Genomic DNA, 22,825 nt, shown 5'->3' on the forward strand with positions numbered 1-22,825 from the left:
GCGGCGCTGGAACCCTGCGCCGCAACGAGCGACGAATGGGGACGGTTATGAACGTCGAGGACATGATCTTCATCAGCGTGGACGACCACGTCGTCGAGCCGCCGCACATGTTCCACGGCCGCATGCCGGCCAAGCACGCCGACCGGGCGCCGCGCGTCGTCCAGAACGAGCGCGGCGACGACGTATGGGTCTTCGAAGGCAGCACGATCCCGAACATCGGCCTCAACGCCGTCGCCGGCCGTCCGCGCGAGGAGTATGGAGTGAACCCAACCTCCTTCGAGGAGATGCGGCCGGGCTGTTACGACATCCACGAACGCGTCAAGGACATGAGCGCGGGCGGCGTGCTCACGAGCATGTGCTTCCCTTCGTTCCCGGCCTTCTCCGGTCGGCTGTTCGCTGCGTGTCCCGACAAGGACCTCGCGCTCGCCACCGTGCAGGCGTACAACGACTGGCACATCGATGAGTGGGCCGGCACCTATCCCGGGCGCATGATCCCGATGGCGCTCCCGGTGTTGTGGGACCCACAGCTGTGTGGCGACGAGATCCGGCGCGTCGCGGCCAAGGGGTGCCATTCCGTGACGTTCACGGAGAACCCCGCTGAGCTCGGGTACCCGAGCTTCCATCAGGAGCACTGGGACCCGATGTGGCAGGCGCTGGTCGACGAGGGAACCACCCTGAATGTCCACCTCGGATCGTCGGGAAAGCTCGCAGTCACCGCGCCCGACGCACCGATCGACGTGATGATGACGCTCCAGCCCATGAACATCTGCATGGCGGCAGCCGACCTCGTGCTGTCGCGCGTCTTCAAGAACTACCCCGATCTGAAGGTCGCGCTGTCCGAGGGTGGCACGGGTTGGATCCCGTACTTCCTCGACCGCCTCGACCGCACGTTCGACATGCACCACGCGTGGACCGGCATGGACTTGGGTGAGGGAGTGGTGCCGTCCGACGTGTTCCGGCAGCACATCCTCACGTGCTTCATCGCAGACCCGATCGGGCTCGCGCTGCGCGACGAGATCGGGATCGACAACATGTGCTGGGAGCAGGACTACCCGCACTCCGACTCGTCGTGGCCGAGCGCGCCCGAGGAACTCGTCGAGATGGCGGCGAAATACCAGGTACCCGACGCCGAGCTCGCCAAGATCACACACGAGAACGCGATGCGCTGGTACCGCTTCTCCCCGTTCACCCACATCCCACGCGAGCAGTGCACCGTGGGCGCGCTGCGCGCGTCGGTCGCCGGCCACGACACCTCGATCCGCGCGATGGACCAGGGCCGCTACGCCGGCGCCACCATGATCAGCCTCGGCGAGCTCGCGGCCAACGCCACCGCCTGACCTGACGATGGGTCGCTCACTGCGAGCCGGGATACCCGGCTCGCGGGCGCTCGCTCCCGGGTCGGATAGAGTTTCCGAACGACGTTCGCCGCTCGCTGGAGGGGATCTCCCATGGGCACCAACTACCTCGTGATCTCGTCGGACGGCCATGCCGGGCCCCCTGCGGAGCACTACCGGGAGTACCTCGACCCCGAGTATCGGGCCGACTTCGACGAGCACCAGGCGAACCAGGCCCGGATGCGCGAAGCGATGCAGAAGGCGCGCGGCGCCGGCGACAACTCCGACTTCAAGAAGAAGTGGGAGGCGCAGACCGGTGGCGACGGCGGGCTCACCGCCGCGTACGACTCCGACCACCGCAACAAGATCCTGAACATCGAAGGCGTGGCCGCGGAGGTTCTCTTCCCCGATGCCGACGTGCTCGGCACCGGCCGCATCGCGGCGTCGCCGTTCGGGTCGGGACTCGCGGGCGGCGCGGGCAACGCGCCCGAGCTCGCGCTTGCGGGCGCGAAGGCCCACAACCGTTGGCTCGCCGACTTCTGCGCGCAGGAGCCCGACCGCCGTATCGGTGTCGCGCTCATCCCGATCCTCTACGACCTCGACGCCGCGGTCGCCGAGATCCACGACGCACGCGCACTCGGTCTGCGCGGTGCGATGATCCCCACGCGGTGGTTCGACCAGCCCGCGTACCACCACCCGCGTTACGACGTCGTGTGGGAAGCCTGCGAAGACACCGGCATGGTGTTGCACACGCACTCGGGCGCCGGGCCCGCCGACTACGGCGAAGGCCGCGGCACCATGGCGATCTACGCGTCGGAGGCGTACTGGTGGGCGGCGCGTCCGCTCTGGGTGCTGCTGTGGGCGGGCGTGTTCGAGCGCTACCCGAAACTGAAGTACGTCGTCGCGGAGAACGGCGCGTGGTGGGCACCCGACCTGCTCTACAAGATGGACGAGAAGTTCGTCGGCGGCCACAACACCGAGAAGATGGGCGACGCCTTCCGCCAAGAGCTGAAGATGAAGCCCAGCGACTACTTCCACCGGAACTGCTACCTCGCCGCGTCCACGCCCGGCACGGAAGACATCGACCGCCGTTACCAAGTGGGGATCAACAACCTCCTCTGGGGCAACGATCTCCCCCACCCTGAGGGCACGTTCCCGTTCACGCAGTACTGGATCCGCGAGCGTTTTCACGACCTGCCCCACGACGAGACCGCGCGCATCCTCGGCGAGAACGCGGCCGACGTCTACGGCGTCGACCGTGCTGCGCTCACCACGCTCGTGGAGGAGTTCGGGCCGTCGCCCGAGCAGGTGCACGGCGACAAGCCGGTGGAGCCCGCACCGGTGTAATGGGGTTCGCGGCGCGGGGACCAGTCAGGGGCGCATGAGCGCGCCGCCGTCGACCATGAACGTCTCGCCCGTCACGTAGCGACACGCGTCCGACAGCAGGAACGACACCACCGGCGCGATGTCGTCTTCGGCGTCGCCGTCACGCGCTATCGGCTGGTCGGCGAACGTCGACTCGTAGACCGCGACGCGCGCAGGGTCGTCATCGGGAGGCGCGCGGTGCGCGATCGAGACCGGACAGATGCAGTTCACGACGATCCCGTACTGGCCCCACTCGCGCGCCGCGGCGCGCGTCAGTGCACGGATCGCCTCCTTCGACGACGCGTACGGCGCGTAGCCGACCGCACCGAGCAGCCCGGCGTGCGAGCCCAGCGTGACGATGCGACCCCAACCCTGGTGGCGCATGTGCGGGAACACCGCCTGCATCCCCCAGAGCGTCCCCTTGGGCCCGGTGTCGAAGAGCAGGTTCATGTCCGATTCGGTGACGTCCGCGAGCGGGGTCACCGAGCGGAACGTCTGTGCGTTCGCGACCAGGCCGTCGACGCGCCCGAAGCGTTCGACCGTCTGCGCGACGAGGTCGAACGCCCCGTCACGATCGGCCACGTTCACCGGCACCGCGAGGTACTGCGCGCCGAGCGTGTCGAGCTCCGCGGAGATCGCCTCGAGGCGATCGGGCCGGCGGCCGGTGATCGCGAGACGCGCCCCCTGACGAGCGAGGTGGAGCGCGATGCCACGGCCGATCCCGCGCGATGCGCCAGTGATGATGACCACGCGTCCCGCGACGCTGCTGTCGACCATTGCCGTAGTCTGACATCGTGGCTGATCGCTCGACGCCGATCTCGGCCGCGCGCCTCGCCGAGCAGCTCGGCGACCAGCTCCCTGCGGCCCACACCATCCCGCCCGAGTCGTTCGAGCTCGTGAGCCGCATCCGCGAGCTCGTCGAAGCGGTGGTGCTCACCGACGCCCCGGAGAGCGTGCGAGCGGCCGCGGCGGACGAGATCGCATCGATCACCGAGCGCCTCGGCGCGGAGCAGCGCGCATCGGCGCTGCTCCTGGTTCGCCATGCCGACGGGCGGGTCGAGAGCCTCGCCCAGGCCGGTTCGGGCCGCCTCAACCCGCAGGCGCCCCCGCTCGAGTTCGTCGAGTTCGGCGACGAGGTCGTCGCGCGGTGCACGCTGACCGCCGCGCACGGCGGATCGCCGTCACGCGCGCACGGCAGTGTGGTCGCGACGCTGCTCGACGAAGTGCTCGGCCGCGCGGTCACCGACGCAGGCGCGAGCGGCCTCACCGTCTCGCTCGAGGTGAGCTACCGCGCTGCCACTCCCTACGGCGTCCCGCTCGAGATCCGCGGCCGGCTCACGGGGCGCGACGGCCGCAAGAGCTTCGCCTCCGGCGAGGTCTACGCCGACGGCGTCGTCACCGCGGTCGGCGAAGCCGTGTACGTGGGCGAACGCCGCTAGCACACCAGTGGCCAAGGTTCACTCGTCTTGCGCGGCCGTGGTCGACGAGTCGCTCCGGATCGATGGGCATTCTGTTTGGGCCTCGCGCCTCGGGGTACGTTCTGGTCTGTCGTGGTGATCTACATCTAGCCAGATTGAGACGCGAACCATGGACTTTGGAGCTCATCTCCCTCTGATGGACTTCGGGGCTCACCCATATACCCTCGATCATCTCGTGGCGTACACGAAGACTGCCGCACAACTCGGTTTCCGTGCACTGTCGGTCAACGACCACATGGTCTTTTCGGTGCCCTGGCTCGACGGACCGATCGCACTTGCGGCGGTCATGGAGCACTCAGCGGAGATGGCGCTCGCGACGACGGTCGCGCTCGCGGTCGTGCGTGGCCCGGTGCCGGTCGCGAAGACGCTGGGGGCGATCGATCGTCTGTCCGGCGGTCGGCTGGTCGTGGCGGTAGGTCCGGGCTCATCGGCTGAGGACTACGCGGCTGTCGGCATCGATTTCTCGGAACGTTGGCAACGCTTCGACGAGGCAATCGGCGTGCTACGGGCGCTGTGGCGGCGCGACGGCGTCCCGTTCGTCGGGCGCTTCTATTCGACCGAAGGTCTGTCCCTGGATCCCCTGCCTGCGCAGCCCGGCGGACCACCGATTTGGGTGGGTAGCTGGGGTTCTGACGCCGGGCTTCGTCGCGTGGCTCGTCTCGCCGACGGCTGGCTGGCATCTGCCTACAACACCACACCAGACCTGTTCGGCGAAGCCTGGCAAGCCTTGCGCTCGAAGCTGACAGACCGCGGTAAGAACCCCGCCACGTTCCCCAACGCGCTGGCGACGATGTGGTGCTACATCACCGACGACCGCGACGAAGCCGACCGCATCCTCCGAGAGCGGGTGATACCCACCGTGCACCGGCCCGAGCACGTGCTTCGCGAACGTCTCCCGATCGGCCCTCCCGAACTCTTCGCCGAGAAACTGACGGCGTTCGCGAAGGCAGGCGTGCAACGCGTCTTCATCTGGCCGGTTGCCGACGAACTGCACCAGCTCGAACGCTTCTGGCACGACGTGCGACCGCTCGTCGTTACGTAGATTCCGATCCAGCGCATCCGATTCTCGCACCGCGACTCTCTCCCATCGTGCGGTGCGCCCAATACCGCCTACCCGGCATTCTGTGGTCCACCGTCGCTTTGATCCGGCGGGACCCCGCTCCTTCAGGGATGCCTGATGGATGCTGGACGCGGATGCGATTGCCGTCTCACTCGCGAGGTGGTGGGTCGGGGTCCACCCGCGGTAGGTCTTGAGTTTGTGGTGGTGCGCGCAGATCCGCCAGGTGTACGTGCGCTCGAGCCAGCGTCGGAGTTTGGCGGGGATCGTGCGTTTCGGTGACGAGACGCGGGTGATGTCGGTGCCTTCACGCGACAGCACGGTGATGCGGGCGTCGTCGAGGAGCCCGCGGGCGATGGTGACGGGGACGGGTCCGATGCCGTCGAGCTCGCCGTGCTCACCGGGCTCGACGTAGCCGCGTTCAACGGCGGCGTGGTCGGCGTCGAGGCGGACCTCGACTGGCTTGCACGGCCCGTCCTTGACGAGCGCGACCAGCGCGTCGGCGGCGTACGGGTCGACCGCGCGCAGCGATGCTTCGCGGCGCTCGTCACGCAGGCCCTTGAACCCCCTTCCAGGATCGCCACTACCGAGCGCACCCGCTCGAACACACTCTCCACGCACGCACCTCCCCGGCGCCTCGAACCAGCCTGGGAAGTTCCCCCACCCTATACGAACATACGTTCGCCTGTCAACTGTCAACCCCTCAATCGCGACCGAGGATCGAAACGAAGCTCACCATCTCGCCGGGGTAGCCGCCGAGGTTGTGGGTGAGGGCGAGCGACTTTTCGCTGTCGACCGTGCGCTCGGTTGGCGCCTCGCCGCGGAGTTGGAGCCACGCCTCGAACATCATGCGCAGGCCCGACGCGCCCACCGGGTGTCCGAACGACTTCAACCCGCCGTCGGGGTTGACGGGCAACTCGCCGTCGAGGTCGAACACGCCGTCGATCTCGTCGCGCCACGCCGCGCCGCGCTCGGAGAACCCGAGGTCCTCCATGAGCACGAGCTCGGTGATCGTGAAGCAGTCGTGCACTTCGGCGAGCGCGAGCTCGCGACGCGGATCGGTGACGCCGGCCTGCGCGTAAGCATCGCGCGCGGTAGCCGCGACCTCGGGGAACGTCGTGTAGTCGTAGTCGGGGTCGGTGAGACCGCTCCCGTTGCCCGCCACGAACGACAGCGCCTTCACGAACAGTGGCTTGTCGGTGTAACGGTGAGCGTCTTCGGCGCGGCACACGATCGCGGCAGCTGCGCCGTCGGCCACACCGGCGCAGTCGAACACACCAAGCGTGCCGGCGACCTTGGGCGACGCGCAGATGGTCTCCATCGACACCTCACGCCGGAACTGCGCGCGCGTGTTGCGCGCGCCGTTGTAGTGATTCTTGTACGCGACGTGTGCCATCGACTCGCGCAGCTTGTCGGGGTCGACGCCGAACTTGTCGGCGTACGCGGGTGCGACCATCGAGAACATCGCCGCCGCCGTGAGCGTGCGCAGCGTGCCGTCGTTCGGCGGGTTCACCGCCGCCAGGCCCTGGTAGCCCGAGTCCTTTGTCTTCTCCACACCGATCGCCATCGCCACGTCGTACGCGCCTGACGCCACCGCGTACGAAGCTTGCCGGAACGCCTCGGCGCCCGTAGCGCAGTAGTTCTCGACACGCGTGACGGGCTTGTGCTCGAGCTGGAGCGGCCGGGCGAGCGTGATGCCGCTCATCCCGCCCTGCGCGGTGCCGAGCCAGTAGGCATCGACGGCGGCCTTGTCGACTCCCGCGGAGGTGTACGCCTCGTTGGCGGCGTCGATGAGGAGGTCGTCGAGGCCGAGGTCCCAGTGCTCGACGAAGCGCGTGCATCCCATGCCGACGACCGCGACGCGGTCTTTGATCCCGTGACTAGCCATCTCGAACCAGCCTGCCTTTCCAGAAGTAGTTCGCGATGCCATCCGCCGTGAACAACCGGCGGAACGTCATCTCGACCCGCATGCCGATCGCGACTTCGCTCTCGTCGACGTCGGTGAGCTCGACCGGGAGCCGGCCACCGCCGTCGAAGTCGACGACGGCGAATACGATCGGAGGGCTCGGCGAGTACGCGAGGCGGTCCACGGTGAACGTGGCGATGGTGCCCTGCTTGTCGGCGAGGGGCGCCGGATCCATGTTGTCGGTGTGCTCGCCGTCACGCGACACGCGCGCCGGGGGCACGTGCACCACGCCCGTGTCGCGTTCTTTCGAGCCGACGAACGCGAACTTCCAGTCTTCGTTTCGCGCGGCAGCGGTGGCCGACACACGTTGTGGCTCGGCGCGGCGCGGCGGCTCCACCGGCAACACGCCCTTCCACGCCAGGAACTTGCCGTACGGGAGCGCGCCACCCGCCGCAACTTGCGTCGCGATCGTGCGCGCCGGACGGTGGCGCGCAATGGCGTCGGTCGCGCGGAACAACAGCACGTCGGCGCCGTCGGCCGCGCTCACCAACGCGACGACCTGACCCGGTTCGGCCTGTTCGAGCAGCGCGACGAGGAGCAGGCCCGGGTGCGCGGCACCAGCGATACCGACGGTTGACGAGAGGTCGTCGATCACCTGCACGCCGTCGAGCTTGCCGCCGGCGCTGCGCGCAACACGCTGCACGGGCGCGGCGACCGCGGCGAGCGCAATATCACCGGCGGTGAGCCCGGCCGACTCGAGCGCCGCGTTCCACGCGTCGACGGCCAGCGGAACCGAAGCGACCTCGCTGAACCGCTCGTCCCACACCTTCGTGCGCAACTCGCCGGGCGTGCGCCAGCGCTCGACGTATTCGTCGGTGACGCTCGCGCTCCCGAGGAACTCGGCAACGACCGCCGTGTCGTGGTCGCTGCCGACCAGGAACGCCGCGGCTGCGTCACCTTGCATCGCCTCCTCGGTGCTGCCCGCGAGGCCGGTCCGCACGTCGGCGCTGACCACCAGCGCGGGTTTCGACCCGCCGAGCGTGAGGAGTAGGGCGCCGACCGCCGAGCGCGGCGACAGCCCGACGTCGAACGCGGCGGTGGTGGACGGCAACCGCAGCGCGGCCTGCACGCCCGTCGCGTTGGTCTTGTCGGCATAGGCGGGCGTGGTGGAACCGAACAGGATCTGCGCGGGTATGACGTCGGTTGCGCGCCGCGCAAGTCGAGCCGCTTCCACGGCCATCGTGGTGGAGTCTTCGTCGTAGCTCGCGACGGTGCGGGTGCCCTTCCCGCCGCCTTGCCCGACGAATGGCGCGATCTCTCCGCGGTCGAGGCGTCGATACGGCAGGTACGCAGCCCACGAAATGATCCCGCGCATGCGGTCAGGCTATCCGTCTCAGGGCGGGATGCTTCGTGCCGTCCCTCGCCGGAGGTCGCGGAGCAAGCTGATCTCCGCGCCGTGGTGGATGTGCTCGAACTGGATCGTCCACACCAGGAACTCGATCGGCAGCTGCCCGCCCCAGTGCGCGGGCCGGAGCTCGTCCAACTCGTCGTCGCGCACGGACGCGACCGCGGCTGCGAACGCGTGCTGCGAACGGTCGAGCCAGTCGAGCGCGACGGCCGCGCTGCCGGGCACCTCGAAGCCCGGAAGACCGAGCGACGCGTCCTCGAACGTGTACGACCGGTAGACATCCGTCCAGGCCGACAGATGCGCGAGCCTCCACGCGATCGTCGTCACGAGCGGCGGGTCCGGTGGCGGCCATACGTCTTCGCAGACCCATTCCCCCGCTCCCCACCCGGGCCCGGCTTCGTTGCGCCGCCGGACCGACCAGCAGGGCGTGACCGGTTCCCAGAAGTACTCGTCGTCGTCGAGAGCCTCCACATCGACGCGGGCGGCATCGAAGGCGCGCTGGAGCTGCGTCAGCAGCAGCTCGGCCGATCCCATCAGCGCGGCAGCTCGCCGCGCATCGCGGCGTCGAAGTCGTCTTCGCCGAACACGGTGCGCGCCAGATCGGTGAGATCGGGGAACCGGCGCAGCGTGTGACCGCCGTCGACCGTGAGGCACTGCCCGGTGACCCAGCTCGACTCCGGTCCCGCGAAGTAGCGGACCGCGTGCGCGATGTCGTCGACCTGCCCGACGCGCTTGATCGGCTGCTGCTCGAGGAAGCGCTGGAGGATCGCGTCGTTGCCGACGAGCCCCCTGGTGGTGTCGGTGGCGGTGAGTCCGGGGCGCACCGCGTTCACCCGCACCCCGGCGCCGCCCAGCTCGTCGGCGGCGATGCGCACGAGCATGTCGACCGCCGTCTTGCCCGCGGCATAGCCGGCGTCGAACGGCATCGGGAAGACGGCGACCGTCGAGGAGATCGCGACGATCGATCCGCCACCCGACCGCACCATCGCCGAGCCCGCGTACTTGATCGTGAGGAACTGCGGACGGACGTTGGCGCGGATCGCGGCGTCGAAGTCGTCGTCGCCGTAGCCGAGCACCGGGCTGTACGGACCGCCGCCCGGGACCGTCACCGCGATGTCGAGGCCGCCGTCACCCGCGGCCACGTCGACCGCGCGCCGTACGTCGCCGCCGATGAGCACGTCGCAGACCGACACGCCGATCTCCGCGCTCGGCAACTCGTCGCGCAATTCCACGGCCGCGCCTTCGAGCTTGCTGAGCGTGCGGCCCGCGAGCGTCACGCGCGCGCCGTCGGCCGCGAGCAGACGCGCGCTGCCGAGACCGATCCCGCTCCCCCCACCGATGACCAACGCCCGCATGCCGTCGAGCGGCCGCGCACCGTCTTCCTCCGTCATCACCACCCCATTCGTCTCCGGAGATGCTGTCACACCGCCGGGTAGTGTCCACCCCGTGAAGTTGGGTGACGTTGTCAACGCGCAGGCCGCGGCCAACGGCAAGCCGCTCGACGGCGTGCGCGTGCTCGCACTCGAGCAGATGCAAGCGCTCCCCTACGCCACGCAGTTGCTCACGCGCCTCGGGGCCGAGGTGATCAAGATCGAGCCGCCCACGGGTGAGTCGGGCCGAGGCTCGCTGCCGGGGATGCAGGATCCGTACGGCCGTCTCGTCGGCGCCACCTTCCTCCGCAACAACCTCAGCAAGCGCAGCGTCGCGATCGACCTCAAGAATCCAGCCGGTCGCGACCTCGTGCTCCGGATGGCGCCGCGCTTCGACGTGGTCGCCGAGAACTTCAAGCCCGGCACCGCGCACCGCCTCGGGCTCGGCTACGCCGACGTCGCCGCCGCGCACCCCACGGTCATCTACGTGTCGGTCTCGGGGGCGGGCAACCTCGTGGAGTCGCCGTACGCGGAGTGGCCGGCCTATGCGTCGATGGCCGAAGCCGTGTCGGGGATCTACGAGTACACGCGCCCGGCCGGTCAACGTCCGCGCGCGAACCCGGTCGGCGCACTCGGTGACATCAGCTCTGCGCTCTTCGCCGTGATCGGCACGCTCGCGGCGTTGCGCCACCGCGACACGCGCGGCATCGGGCAGCACGTCGACATCTCGATGTTCGACGCGACCGCGGCCATGACCGACATCGTCACCAACCTCGGTTCGCTCGGCATGGAGCATCTCCACGACTCGAAGGCGCTCGTGCTCGACACCTTCCAGGCCACCGACGGCTTCTTCGTGCTGCAACTCGTCCGCGAGCACCAACTCGAGCGGCTGGCTCACCTTGTCGGTCACCCGGAATGGCTCAGCGATCCACGCCTTGCCACGCGTGAGCAGTGGGGTGAGCACGTCGAAGACATCTTCCGGCCTGCGATCGAGACATGGGCGGCAGGGCTCACGAAGCTGGAAGCCACCCACGCGTTCAGCGATGCGGGCATCGCCGCAAGCCCGTGCCAATCGTCCGCCGAGGTGCGGGTCGACCCTCACCTCACCGCTCGCAACATGCTCGTCGAGATGGAACGCACCGACGGCGTCGCGCAACCGGTGCTGATCCCCGGCAACCCGGTGAAGCTCTCGGCGGTCGCGGAGGGGCCCGAGACGCGCGTCCCCTGGGTCGGTGAGCACACCTTCGAGGTGCTCCACGAGGAGCTCGGCCTCGACGACGACGAGCTCGCCCGGCTGGCGAAGGACGGCGCGATCACCGGCCTTCCCGCCGAGTAGACGACGCAGCCGGCGCGCTCCGTGACCTGGCAGCCTCCGCCCCGCCCCGACTGGGTGCGCGCGGTCAACTCCGGCGACGTTCCCCCGATCGCCGACGTCGCCAAACTGCCACTCGACCGTGACGGACTGCTCGACGAAGCGCGCGCGGAGCTCGCGATCGACGGCCGGGGTGTCGAGGGTTTCGCCGATTCCGGACTCGGCGACGACGGCTTCCTCGAACCGCTCTCCGTGCTCCTGCCTGCGCTCGAGGAGGAAGCCCAGCTCACCGTGCTCGGCCGGTGGATCACGCGCCGGTTCCTGCTGCGGCTCCTCGAGGTCCGCGCGCAGACCGTCGCGTACGTGCGTGACGACCCCGGCGTCCGCGACGAGGTGATCGACGAGCCGGTGATCGTGACCGGCGCGCCCCGTACCGGCACGACGATCCTCCACGCGTTGCTCGCGCAGGATCCGACGAGTCGAGTGCCGGAGGGTTGGGAGCTGCTGCGCCCGGTGCCGCCGCCCGATCCCGCGACGTTTCCCGACGAGGCGCGCGTCGCGCTCGCCGATCGCGAGCTCCGAATGCCCGCGCTCGCGACGGGAACGCTCGACGCGATCCACGAGTACGGCGGGCGGATGCACAAGGAGTGTGTCTCATCCATGTCGTTCGAGTTCCGGTCCGAGGAGTTCACCGCGCGGTACCACGTACCGAGCTACGCGCGGTGGCTCGGGTCGTGCGACATGGCCCCCGCCTACGAGTGGCACCGCCTCGTGCTCCAGATCCTCCAGCGCCGGTTCACCGGCACCCGTTGGGTCCTGAAGTCGCCGGTGCACCTGCACTCGTTGGCCACACTCTTCGCGGTGTACCCCGACGCCCGCCTCGCCGTGACCCATCGCGACCCGCTCGCGGTGCTCGGTTCCGTCACGAGCCTCGTCGCGACGATGCGGTGGGCACACAGCGACGAGGTCGATTTCGCCGATATCGGTCGCTACCACGCCGATCTCTACAGCGGAGCGCTCGATCGACTGGTGGACCTCACCGAGTCGGGCGCGCTCGACGGCGCGCACGTGCACCACACGCACTACGCCGAGTTCATGGCCGACCCGCTCGTCACCGTCACCGCCGTGGCCGACGGGCTCGGCACGCCGGTCACCAACGAAACGGAGCAGGCGATGCGCGCGTATCTCGACGCGCATCCCCAAGGCGCGCACGGTGAGCACCAGTACTCGTTCGACGATCTCCATGTCGACCCCGACGACATGCGCGCGCGTTTCTCGCGCTACCAGTCTTCCTTCGACGTCCTCCGCGAGGTATGAACCCGATGACCGACCCAACCGAGCTTGGCAACTGGCGCGAGCTTCTGACCGGGTTCGACGCGCTCGGTGCACGGATCGTGAGCGACGAGTTCCCCGGCCCGGGGATCGACGCGGACGAGGGCTTCCGCCACCTGGCACAGCAGTTGCTGTGCTGGCTCGGCTGGTCGATCGGTCACGGCGACCCCACGGCGCCCGCGTTCCAGCGCCAGAACGACCTCGTCACGATGTGGGGCGGCCCCAACGCCGACAACGTGTACCGCCACGCCCGCGTCGACCCCGGGTGCACCTACCGCATCCGCGGCCGGATGCACACGTGCGAGGAGTTCGCCCTCGCCGTCCGCGAGGGGTTCCGTCACACCGATCGCCCCGCGACCCTTGCGGAGCTCACCGCGACCGACATCGGCATCGTCGCCGGCACCGACTTCGAGATCCTCCTCGGTGGCGAGGGCAACGAGCCCAACCGCGTCCCGTTACCCGACGGGGCGATCATGTGCTCGATCCGCGAGTACTACTTCGACTGGGAACCGCGCGAGCCGGCCACGTTCACGATCGAGTACCTCGGCGGCGCTCCCGTGCGCCCGGCCAACACGTTCGCGGATGCGACGGCCGAAGCGCTCGACCTCACCGAACGCTCGATCGTCTTCTGGAACCAATACATGCTCGACGCCCGCGCCAAGCAGCGCGACAACACGTTCGGCGACAAGATCGACGTGCCCCGCGGTCTCCAGATCTCGCAGTTCGGCTTCTGCTTCTACGACCTCGCGCCCGAGGAGGCGCTCTACGTGCACTCCGACGTGCCGGATGCGCGCTACTGGAGCCTGCAGCTCTACGGGATGTCGTGGTTCGAGCCGTACGACATCGGCCGGATCACGAGCCTCAACCACCGCCAGGCGTTCGTGGGCCCCGACGGCCGGCTCCACGTGGTACTCGCGCACCGCGATCCCGAAGTCCCGAACTGGCTCGACTCCGAGGGCCGGCGCGAGGGACTCCTGAACTTCCGATACTTCTGGGGTTCGCACCTGCCCACGCTCGAGGCGCAGGTCGTGAGCCTCGACGACGTGCGGAGCGTCCTCCCCGGCAACACGCCATCGATCGACGCCGTCGCCCGCGCCCGAGAAATTCGGGCCCGTCGCGATCACCTCGCCTGGCGCTTCCGCACCTGACGATCGGTCGCTCACTGCGAGCCGGGGTACCGGCTCGCGGACGTTCGCTCTGAGTGCTTCGCCGGGTGGGTCGGTAGGCTGGCCACCCGATGGACTTCGAATTCTCTCCCGAGCAACTCGCCTTCCGTGACGAGGTCGAAGCGTTTCTCGATTCCAACGACGACCCCGTGCTCTTCGACGTCACGCGCGAGAACATGGCGCAGATCGCCGACACCCCCGACCGCCGCGCGTTCATGCGCAAGATGGCGGAGCAGGGTTGGCTCGGGATCACGTGGCCTTCCGAGTGGGGCGGCCAGGAGGGTGACGGCGTGTACGAGTACCTCCTCAACGAGGCACTCGCCGCGCGCGGCGGACCCCAGATCGGCAAGGGCGTCGGCATCATCGGCAAGACGATCCTGCGCCACGGCACCGAGAAGATGAAGCAGGAGTTCCTGCCACAGATCCTGCGTCACGACATCGACTTCGCGGTCGGCTACAGCGAGCCCGACGCCGGCTCCGACGCCGCGTCGATGAAGCTGAAGGCCACTCGAGACGGCGACGGCTGGCGCCTGAACGGCCAGAAGACCTGGACCACCTCCGCCCACTTCGCCGACTGGTACTGGGTGGGGGCCCGTACCGACCCGGCCTCGAAGCACAACGGGATCACGCTCTTCCTCGTGCCGCTCGACCATCCCGGCATCACGATCAACCCCATCTGGACGATGGGCGACGAGCGCACCAACGACGTGTTCTTCGATGACGTGTTCGTGCCCGACGATTACGTGGTGGGCGATCTCAACCACGGGTTCCAGTACATCTCCGAGGCGCTCGACCTCGAGCGCTTCACGATGTTCACCTACTCGCCGATCGAGCAGCGCTTGAACCTCCTGTGCGACTACGTCGCGACCGAGACCGTCGACGACGAACCACTGCGCGACGACCCGGTGATACGCAAGCAGATCGCCCGACTCGCGACCGACGCCGAGGTCGCGCGTCTCCTCGGCTTGCGGTTCGTCGCGAAGTCGATGAAGGGTGGCGCGCCGCCCACATCGGAGGCATCGGAGTACAAGCTGTTCGCGACCGAACTGTCGAAGCGGTTGGCCAACGCGTCGATGGACATCGGCGCGCCCGGCTCGCAGTTGCGCGTGCACACCGACGACGCGCCGATGAAGGGGCGGGCCGAGTCCACCTACCGATACACCGTGATCGACACCGTCGGCGGCGGCGGCTCCGAGATCCAGAAGAACATCATCTCCCGTCGCAAGCTCGGCCTTCCCAAGAACTTCTGATGCCAAGTGGCGCGATGCTCGACGGCATCACGGTGCTCGACCTCGCGAGCGTCGGCCCGGCCGCGCGCGCGTCGCGCTGGCTCTCCGACTACGGCGCGCGCGTCGTCAAGGTCGGCCCGGTGCCCGGCCGCCAGGGCGTGCAGATCGTCCCGCCCTATTACTCGTACAGCGCACACCGCGGCATGCAGCGCGCGCTCTTCGACCTCAAGGCTCCGGAGGGACGGGAAGCATTCCTCCGCCTCGCCGACAACGCCGACGTGATCATCGAAAGCTTCCGTCCCGGCGTGGTCGACAAGCTCGGAATCGGTTACGAGGCCGTCTCGGAGCGCAACCCGAGCGCGGTCTACTGCTCGACCACCGGCTTCGGCCAGGACGGCCCGCACGCGCAGTGGGCGGGCCACGACCTCAACTACCTCGGGGTCGGCGGCTACCTCGAGTGCACCGGTCGGGCCGAGAACGGTGGTCCACCGATCCCCGGTGCCACGGTCGCCGACAGCGCGGGTGGCGGCATGCACGCGGTGATGGCGATCCTCGCCGCGCTCGTACGTCGCGCGACCACAGGAGTCGGCGCGTACCTCGACGTGTCGGTGGCCGACGGTGTGCTCGCGCTCATGGCGCTCCAGGTCGACGAGTTCCTCGCCACCGGCGACGTGCCCGGGCCGGGCCACGGTCTCCTCACCGGTCGGTATGCCTGCTACGACAGCTACCCGACCCGCGACGGAAGATGGGTCACGGTTGCCGCCATCGAGCCGCGCTTCTGGGCCAACCTCTGCACCGCGCTCGGTCTCGAACAGTGGGCCGCGCACCAAACCGACGACGCCGTGCAAGAGCAGATCCGCGCCGACATGCGCGCCGCGTTCCTCGCGCGCGACCGCGACGACTGGGTCGCCGAGTTGTCTCCCGCCGACACGTGCGTCACCGCGGTGCTCTCGGTGCCCGAGGTCGTGAACGACGCGCAGTTCGCGGCGCGAGGTGCGTTCGTCGAAGCGAAGCATCCCGACCACGGCACGTTCCGCCAAGTGGGGCCGATGTTCGCGGGCACCACCGCCGCACCGGCCGGTCCCTACGAAGTGCGCGACGCCACCGCTACCGACACCGACGAGCTGCTGCGGGCGGCAGGCCTCACTGCCGAAGAGTGCGCCGAGCTGCGCGACGCGGGTGCGATCGCATGACCGACACCGACACCGCACAACTTCCCGACGGCGTCGTCCCCGAAGAAGTGGTGAAGGTGATCGGCGTGCTCCAGTACGAGGAGGAAGCCGACTTCCCCGTCGAGCGCGGCTACTTCTGGAACTACTGCTCGTCGGCCGAGAACGGCAACCCGCTGTTCTGGGACGACGAGGTCGCAGCGGAGCTCACCGACGGCCCGGTCGCACCGCCGTCGATGCTGTCGACCTGGTTCCGTCCCCACCACTGGGCGCCCGGACGCGCGGAGCCGAAGGTGCCCCTCCAGGTGCACTTCGACATGAAGGAGGCCTTCGACCTCCCCGAAGCGATCATGAGCGACTACGTGATGACGTTCTACGAGCCGATCCGCCCCGGCGACCGGATCACGAGCGGCCAGATCCTCCGCTCCGTCAGCGACGTCAAGACCGCCCGCGTCGGCACCGGAAGGTTCTGGGTGATCGACGTGGAGTACCGCAATCAGCGCGCCGAGCTCGTCGGCGTGGAAACCTGGACCGGGTTCGGCTACCGCAAGGGCGATCAGCGACCCGAGGCGAGCGGATGACCACGGCAACCACTCCCCTCCTCTTCGCCGATGTGCACGTCGGCGACCAGCTCCCGCCACTCACCTACGACGTCACCGCAACCACCGTCGTGCTCGGCGCGTTCGGCGGCCGCGACTGGCGTCCGATGCACCACGACCACAAGTTCGCGGTCGAGCGCAACGGGGTGCGCGACATCTTCCTCAACACCACGGGCCAGGCCGCGTTCTTCGAGCGCTACGTCACCGACTGGACCGGCCCGGCCGGGCGGCTCGGTCGGCTCGGGTTCACCATGCGCAGCCCGGTGTTCCCCGAAGAGACGATGGTGATCACGGGCACGGTCACGAACGTCGAGACCGACGACACCGGCTGCGGCTGGGTCGAGCTCGACTTCGCGCTGTACGTAGGCGACGAGGCGCGCGCCACCGGCCACGCACGCGTCGCCGTGCCCATCACTTCCGACGACAACCCGTGGGCCCGGCGCGGTGAGCGCTGGAAGCCCTGACGAGAGGGAGAGAGGCAGCCCATGGATCTCGACTTCACCGCCGAGCAGGAGATGCTGCGGGAGGCCGTCGCCGGCGTGTGCGGGCGCTACTCGGACCTCGACGTCGTCCGTCAGATGGAGAACGACCCGATCGGATATCCGGACAAGTTCTGGGAGCAACTCGCCGAGCTCGGTCTGCTCGGCATGACGATCCCGGAGGAGTTCGGCGGCAGCGGGATGACGATGCTCGACGCGATGGTGGTGTACACGGAGCTCGGGCGCGCGCTCGCGCCGTCGCCACACTTCGTCAGCTCGGTGATGAGCGGTGGTGTGGTCCTGCGGGCCGGGTCCGATGCGCAGCGCGACGAGTGGCTCCCCGCGATCTCGGCCGGCGAGGTGATCGTCACGACCGCGTGGTTGGAACCCAGGCGCGGCTTCGGTCCGGAAGGGGTGCAACTCCGCGCCGTGCCCGACGCCAATGGGACGGGCCGGGGCTGGCGGCTCACCGGCGCGAAGCGGCACGTGCAGTTCGCGACCGCCGCCGACCGCATGCTCGTGCTCGCACGCACCGACGACGGGCCCACCTTCTTCCTCGTCGACCCCAAGTCCGACGGCGTCACCTTGTCCCAGCAGCTCACGATCTCGTCGGACACGCAGTACGCGATCGTCTTCGACAATGTCGTGGTCGACGGTGACGCGATCGTCGGCGAGTCGGGTGGCGCGTGGCCGGTGTGGGACGACACGATGCACGACGGCATCATCCTCCTCGCCGCGCAAGCAGTGGGTGGCGCGCAGTACTCGCACGCCATCGCCACGCAGTACGCGAAGGATCGTCACCAGTTCGACAAGCCACTCGGAGCGTTCCAGTCGCTCGCGCACTACCTGTCGGATGCGGTCACCGCGGTCGACGGTGCCGAGACGCTCGTGTGGGAAGCCGCGTGGGCGCGCACGACCGGGCGACCGATCGACAAGCTCGCCCCGATGGCGAAGCTGTTCGCGTGCCAGACGTTCCGCGACGTCACCGCAACCGCGCAGCAGATCTTCGGCGGCGTGGGCTTCACCCTCGAGTACGACATCCAGCTCTACTTCCGTCGCGCCAAGCAGCTCCAGATCTCGTGGTGGGACGACCGTTACCTCGAACAGCTCGTAGCCCACGAGGTGCTCGACACCCGCGTGAGCTGAATGCCAGCAATCGGCGCTACCTGACGAGACGCCGATCGCGAAGCGGCGGTGCACGCCGATAAGTGCTGTCGCGCCCAGCAGTCGTCAACCTGTCGTTCTGTCGTCACGTTCTGGCACGTTGCTCGCCGTGCCGCGTTGAGGATCATGGGACACGGTGGGCGGAGCGTCGAAACCGCTGGGGCCCGGCCCGCGCCTGGGCGTCGTCGCCGGGACGTCAGCGAGTCTGCTTCTGACGACGTAGCGCTGACCCAAGAACCGGCCGACGCGCCGCTGCCTCACGAACGAAGCGTCGCGCCGCCCTCACCACAACCCGTGGGCGCACCGTGACGTACCAGGAGCCTGTCCTCGACGGCGAGTGACTCACGGCGGCTTGGAACGGCACACGACCGAGGGGTTGGAGTAAGAACCCATCACTCGGGTTGTCGCGGGATCAGGACACGTTGACAACGGCCATCATGCCGTTGTCCTCGTGGGCGAGGATGTGGCAGTGGAACACGTACTGGCCGGTGTAGTCGCGGAACCGCATCCGCATCACGACGCTCCCACCGACGGGGAGCACGACCGTGTCCTGCCACGACTTGGCGTCGTAGGGCTCGCCGTTGACACTGACCACCTGGATGTCGTTCACATGGATGTGGAACGGATGCTGCTCCTGGCTCGAGTTGGTGACGGTCCACTGCTCGGTAGTGCCGAGGGTCACGGGTGCGTCCACCCGGTTGGCGTCGAACTGCTGGCCGTTGATGAAGAACTGGTTGCCGTTGGCGCTCTCCGAGAAGTCGAACGTGCGCTCGTGCGCGATGGGGTCGTTGCGGAGGTCGTCGAGCACCGCGAGTGACGTCGGCATCGCCTTCGGTTTCACCGCGTTGCCCTTCACCGCGACGGTGGCCAGCTTCGTCTGTGGGTACGTGTCGCCGGCAGGGCCGGTCGAGTACTCGAGCGTCTCGAGCTCGAGCGTTCTGGGCTCGGAAGGGGCTTGGACGAGCACGTCATAGCGCTTGCCCGGTGGCAGCAGGAGCTCGTCCGCGGCGGTGACCTCGCGGACCGGGTTGGCGTCCTCGGCGATGACGTGGAACTGCATGCCGTCGACATGCAGCTGGTACCAGATGTCGGCACCGATGTTGGCGAGGCGCCAGAGCTGGGTCGCGCCCGGCCGCATCGTGAGGCGCGGGTCGACGAGGCCGTTGACGGTCCGGATCGTCGGCGCATCGCTGTCGATGTCCTTCGCCGGAATCGTGCCGCCGGGGTCGACCTGGAAGTCCTTGAGCGCGAAGACGTGGTCCTCGATGTCTTGGAGATTGGCGGGAAGCAAGTCGCGGAGGCCATCGACGATCAGCACGCCCGACATGCCACCGAACACCTGGCCCTCCGCGAGCGGGTGAGCGTGGGAGTGGTACCAGTAGGTGCCGGGGGGGACGTCGTCCGACAGCTGGTACACGTTCTCGAACGTCGCCCTGCCGCTCACCATCACGAAGACGTTGTCGGAGTTGCCGGCGGGCGAGACGAACAGGCCGTGCGTGTGCAGGTTCGTCATGTCGCGCAAGTGGTTGCGCGTCGTGAGATCGAGCGCGTCGCCGGGCTGCACGACGAGTGTCGGGCCGACGAACCCGCGGTTGTAGGTGCGGCCGCGGACGGTCGTGCCCGAGATGCCGACCGGTCCCTGGCGGGCATGGAGCGTCTCGCGCAGCACGCCGTCACGCGAGTGCACCGCCGGTGGGTCGCGGAAGGGCAGCTTGCGGTCGACGCGCTGCGCCAGGCGGGCCGTGGCTTCCTTGCGCGCCCGCGCGCCATCAGTCCCTGCCGTGGCGGAGCTCGCGCCGGCGACGAGCGCGAGCAACCCAAGAGACACCGCGGCACAGCGTGCCGCGGATGATGTCCGCGCACCACGCCGATACCTTCGCGGAGGGGTCGAAGTCACCCTCGAGGAGCTCCGGCGCGGTCCTCGCTGATGTCACGCATCCTCTGAACGGTACCGAGAAGCTGTGACAACAACGCGGCACTTGGACGCCCCGCGAACACGTCCGTGTGGCACGTTCGTGCCACGAAGCCGGAGCACTGACGAACCGCGCGGGCGGGCAGGGCCGCGACCTGCGGTTTTGTGTGGACCGTATGACACCCGCTCGTCAGAGGTCGATCGTAGGGTACAGCGGGAATTTCGCCAGAAGGTCGGAGCAGCGCCTGCGGCTCGCGTCGGCGACGCTGTTGGCCAGCTCGTAGCGAGCCTGCGAGGTACCCGACTTCGTCGGCGCCGGGGTGGTGGCCTGCAGCACGTCGACGATGATGCCGGCCACCTCGTCGAGCTCGTCGGGGCCGAGCCCGAGCGTGGTGAGCGCAGGTGTGCCGAGCCGGACTCCTGACGTGTACCACGCGCCGTTCGGATCGGCCGGGATCGAGTTGCGGTTCGTGACCACTCCCGACTCCACCAACGCCGACTCGGCCTGCCTGCCGGTGAGGCCGAAGCCGGTGTGCACGTCGAGCAGCACGAGGTGGTTCTCCGTGCCGCCGCTCACGAGGCGCGCACCGCGGCGCATGAGGCCATCGGCGAGCGCGGCGGCGTTGTCGACGATGCGGCGCGCGTAGTCGGCGAAGCCCGGCTGTCGCGCCTCCGCGAGCGCGACCGCCTTCGCCGCCATCACGTGTGGCATCGGGCCACCGAGCACCATCGGGCAGCCCCGGTCGACGAACTCCGAGTACTCGCTCGTGCAGAGCACGAAACCACCGCGCGGGCCGCGCAGCGACTTGTGCGTGGTGGACGTGACGACGTGCGCGTGCGGCACCGGATCGAGGTCGCCGCTGAGCACGCCACCCGCGACGAGGCCGGCGAAATGCGCCATGTCGACCATGAACGTCGCGTCGACCTCGTCGGCGATCTCGCGCAGGATCCGGAAGTTCGGGTTGCGCGGATACGCGGAGTAGCCGGCCACGAGCACGAGCGGCCGGAACTCCTGCGCGAGCTTGCGTACCGCGCTGTAGTCGATCTGCTCGGTGACCGGATCTACGCCGTAGCTCCGCTGGTCGAACAGCTTCCCCGAGATGTTGGGACGGAAGCCGTGCGTGAGGTGCCCGCCCGCGTCGAGCGACATCCCGATCATCCGCTGGTTGTTGAGCTCACGGCGGAGCTGCTCCCACGCGTCGAGATCGAGGTCGTTCACGTGCTTGACACCCAACGATTCGAGCCGAGGAAGCTCGACGCGCTTGGCGAGGATCGACCAGAACGCGACGAGGTTGGCGTCGATCCCCGAGTGCGGCTGCACATACGCGTGCTCGGCGCCGAAGAGCGCACGCGCATGTTCGGCTGCGAGCAACTCGACCTGGTCGACGACCTCGCACCCCGCGTAGAAGCGGTGTCCCGGCGTGCCCTCGGCGTACTTGTCGGAGAACCAGGTGCCCATCGCGAGGAGGACGGCCGGCGACGCGTAGTTCTCCGACGCGATGAGCTTGAGCTGGCGTCGCTGGTTCGCGAGCTCATCGACGATCGCGGTGGCGATGCGCGGCTCGACCGCGCCGATGACTTCCAGCGCGGCGGTGTATGCAGTGGCTTCGGGCGACAGGGCCATCAACGTGCTCCTCGATTGATGGGTTGCCCAGGCGCACGGCGAATCGTTCGGGCCGCTCCCCGGTGGTGATCCACCTCGAACGCCAGTTACGACCCGAGGGCAGCATATTCGCTACCGCTTCAGAGACCGCCCGCGAACTCCTGGCCGCCGGCCGCGGTGACACCGCCGTCGACGACGACCGCCGACCCGTGGATGTACTGGGCCTCGTCGGACAGCAGGAAGCGCACCAGCCGAGCGACGTCCTGGGGCGCGCCGAGGCGCTGCATGGGGATCTTCGACAGGTAGGACTCGCGCGCGCCGGGCATCGCGAGCGCCGGGGTGAACATCGGCGTCTCGATATAGCCGGGGCACACCGCGTTCACGCGGATCCGCTCGGCTCCGAGGGCGTGCGCGAGCGCACGGGTCAAGCCGATCACGCCGTGCTTCGAGGCCGTATACGCCGGGATCGCACCGTGCCCGATCAAACCTTCGATCGATGCGATGCCCACGACCGCCGATCCCGGTTGCGCGTCACGCAGCGCGGGAAGGAATGCACGCACCAGCGTGGCCTCGGCGCGCAAGTTGATCTGGAGGACGGTGTCGAAGCCGAGCGCGTCGAGCGGGTGTTCGGCCGGCGCCATCGGGATCCCCGCTGCGTGCACCAGACCGCCGACTGCGCCGAGCGCGCCGAGGGTGGGCTCGACCCCTGCATTGATCGCGTCGGTGTCGCGCACGTCCAGTTCATAGGAACACGCCTTCGTCCCGAACTCGGACGCGCACTCGTCGGCGACGGCTTTGGCACCGGCCCCATTGAGATCCCATACCGCGACGGCGCGTCCGACCTCGGCGAGCGCGCGGCACGTGGCCCGTCCAATTCCCGATGCACCACCGGTGACGACCACCGGGGTACCCGGCCGACCCAACCGATCACCGTCGCTCATG

Annotated in this window: 20 protein-coding genes and 1 riboswitch; of the genes, 12 read left to right on the forward strand and 8 right to left on the reverse strand. The window is 68.8% G+C overall.

What is annotated here, in order from left to right:
- Positions 1-47: 47 nt before the first annotated feature.
- Positions 48-1,337 (forward strand): amidohydrolase family protein, encoded by a 1,290-nt coding sequence (locus tag WD271_07305; GenBank protein MEX1007639.1) that lies wholly within the window; start codon positions 48-50, stop codon positions 1,335-1,337.
- Positions 1,338-1,448: 111 nt separating this feature from the next.
- Positions 1,449-2,681, forward strand: a complete 1,233-nt coding sequence (locus WD271_07310; GenBank protein MEX1007640.1) for an amidohydrolase family protein — start codon at positions 1,449-1,451, stop codon at positions 2,679-2,681.
- Positions 2,682-2,705: 24 nt separating this feature from the next.
- Here WD271_07310 and WD271_07315 read toward each other — a convergent pair whose 3' ends face one another.
- The gene (locus WD271_07315; GenBank protein ID MEX1007641.1) at positions 2,706-3,476 is read right to left on the reverse strand and encodes an SDR family NAD(P)-dependent oxidoreductase; all 771 of its coding nucleotides are present in this window, start codon (positions 3,474-3,476) and stop codon (positions 2,706-2,708) included.
- Positions 3,477-3,493: 17 nt separating this feature from the next.
- Here WD271_07315 and WD271_07320 point away from each other — a divergent pair, with 17 nt between their 5' ends.
- Together WD271_07320 and WD271_07325 are read left to right on the forward strand one after the other, a co-directional pair.
- Positions 3,494-4,138 carry a PaaI family thioesterase gene (locus tag WD271_07320; GenBank protein MEX1007642.1) on the forward strand — a complete coding sequence of 215 codons (645 nt, stop codon included), beginning with the start codon at positions 3,494-3,496 and terminating at the stop codon, positions 4,136-4,138.
- Between the two features lie 175 nt (positions 4,139-4,313).
- Complete coding sequence (locus WD271_07325) at positions 4,314-5,219, forward strand: TIGR03619 family F420-dependent LLM class oxidoreductase (GenBank protein ID MEX1007643.1); 906 nt, start codon at positions 4,314-4,316, stop codon at positions 5,217-5,219.
- A 718-nt stretch (positions 5,220-5,937) separates the two neighbouring features.
- Here WD271_07325 and WD271_07330 read toward each other — a convergent pair.
- Genes WD271_07330 through WD271_07345 form a run of 4 tightly spaced genes read right to left on the reverse strand, consistent with a single transcriptional unit; the run spans position 5,938 to position 9,939 of the window.
- On the reverse strand, positions 5,938-7,122 hold the full coding sequence (locus WD271_07330; protein ID MEX1007644.1) for an acetyl-CoA acetyltransferase: 1,185 nt from the start codon (positions 7,120-7,122) through the stop codon (positions 5,938-5,940).
- Positions 7,115-8,515: an OB-fold domain-containing protein gene (locus WD271_07335; protein ID MEX1007645.1), complete on the reverse strand. Its 1,401-nt coding sequence runs from the start codon at positions 8,513-8,515 to the stop codon at positions 7,115-7,117. The genes WD271_07330 and WD271_07335 overlap by 8 nt, the downstream gene beginning before the upstream one ends.
- 18 nt (positions 8,516-8,533) lie before the next feature.
- Complete coding sequence (locus WD271_07340; protein ID MEX1007646.1) at positions 8,534-9,082, reverse strand: DinB family protein; 549 nt, start codon at positions 9,080-9,082, stop codon at positions 8,534-8,536.
- On the reverse strand, positions 9,082-9,939 hold the full coding sequence (locus WD271_07345) for an SDR family oxidoreductase (protein ID MEX1007647.1): 858 nt from the start codon (positions 9,937-9,939) through the stop codon (positions 9,082-9,084). Before WD271_07345 ends, WD271_07340 begins: the two co-directional genes overlap by 1 nt.
- Positions 9,940-9,994: 55 nt before the next feature.
- On the opposite strand from WD271_07345, the gene WD271_07350 reads away from it, so the two are divergent.
- The 8 genes from WD271_07350 to WD271_07385 all read left to right on the forward strand — a co-directional run bounded on the left by WD271_07350 (position 9,995) and on the right by WD271_07385 (position 18,350).
- Positions 9,995-11,254: a CoA transferase gene (locus WD271_07350; protein ID MEX1007648.1), complete on the forward strand. Its 1,260-nt coding sequence runs from the start codon at positions 9,995-9,997 to the stop codon at positions 11,252-11,254.
- A 21-nt stretch (positions 11,255-11,275) separates the two neighbouring features.
- The gene (locus WD271_07355; GenBank protein ID MEX1007649.1) at positions 11,276-12,547 is read left to right on the forward strand and encodes a sulfotransferase; all 1,272 of its coding nucleotides are present in this window, start codon (positions 11,276-11,278) and stop codon (positions 12,545-12,547) included.
- A 5-nt stretch (positions 12,548-12,552) separates the two neighbouring features.
- Complete coding sequence (locus tag WD271_07360) at positions 12,553-13,710, forward strand: DUF1214 domain-containing protein (protein ID MEX1007650.1); 1,158 nt, start codon at positions 12,553-12,555, stop codon at positions 13,708-13,710.
- Between the two features lie 89 nt (positions 13,711-13,799).
- Positions 13,800-14,978, forward strand: coding sequence for an acyl-CoA dehydrogenase family protein (locus tag WD271_07365; protein ID MEX1007651.1), 1,179 nt, complete (start codon positions 13,800-13,802; stop codon positions 14,976-14,978).
- Positions 14,978-16,150 carry a CaiB/BaiF CoA-transferase family protein gene (locus tag WD271_07370; protein ID MEX1007652.1) on the forward strand — a complete coding sequence of 391 codons (1,173 nt, stop codon included), beginning with the start codon at positions 14,978-14,980 and terminating at the stop codon, positions 16,148-16,150. The genes WD271_07365 and WD271_07370 overlap by 1 nt, the downstream gene beginning before the upstream one ends.
- The gene (locus tag WD271_07375; GenBank protein ID MEX1007653.1) at positions 16,147-16,707 is read left to right on the forward strand and encodes a MaoC family dehydratase N-terminal domain-containing protein; all 561 of its coding nucleotides are present in this window, start codon (positions 16,147-16,149) and stop codon (positions 16,705-16,707) included. Before WD271_07370 ends, WD271_07375 begins: the two co-directional genes overlap by 4 nt.
- Positions 16,704-17,189 (forward strand): hypothetical protein, encoded by a 486-nt coding sequence (locus tag WD271_07380; protein MEX1007654.1) that lies wholly within the window; start codon positions 16,704-16,706, stop codon positions 17,187-17,189. Before WD271_07375 ends, WD271_07380 begins: the two co-directional genes overlap by 4 nt.
- A 21-nt stretch (positions 17,190-17,210) precedes the next feature.
- Positions 17,211-18,350: an acyl-CoA dehydrogenase family protein gene (locus WD271_07385; protein MEX1007655.1), complete on the forward strand. Its 1,140-nt coding sequence runs from the start codon at positions 17,211-17,213 to the stop codon at positions 18,348-18,350.
- Positions 18,351-18,780: 430 nt separating this feature from the next.
- Here WD271_07385 and WD271_07390 read toward each other — a convergent pair whose 3' ends face one another.
- The 3 genes from WD271_07390 to WD271_07400 all read right to left on the reverse strand — a co-directional run bounded on the left by WD271_07390 (position 18,781) and on the right by WD271_07400 (position 22,824).
- Positions 18,781-20,196: a multicopper oxidase family protein gene (locus tag WD271_07390; GenBank protein ID MEX1007656.1), complete on the reverse strand. Its 1,416-nt coding sequence runs from the start codon at positions 20,194-20,196 to the stop codon at positions 18,781-18,783.
- A gap of 274 nt (positions 20,197-20,470) precedes the next feature.
- Complete coding sequence (locus tag WD271_07395) at positions 20,471-21,904, reverse strand: glycine hydroxymethyltransferase (protein ID MEX1007657.1); 1,434 nt, start codon at positions 21,902-21,904, stop codon at positions 20,471-20,473.
- Between the two features lie 18 nt (positions 21,905-21,922).
- Positions 21,923-22,004: riboswitch (ZMP/ZTP riboswitch) on the reverse strand.
- Between the two features lie 19 nt (positions 22,005-22,023).
- A complete protein-coding gene (locus WD271_07400) occupies positions 22,024-22,824 on the reverse strand; it encodes an SDR family oxidoreductase (protein MEX1007658.1) in 801 nt (266 codons plus the stop codon).
- Between the last annotated feature and the right edge of the window lies 1 nt (position 22,825).

Source organism: Acidimicrobiia bacterium, from assembly GCA_040880805.1.
GTDB lineage: Bacteria > Actinomycetota > Acidimicrobiia > IMCC26256 > DASPTH01 > DASPTH01.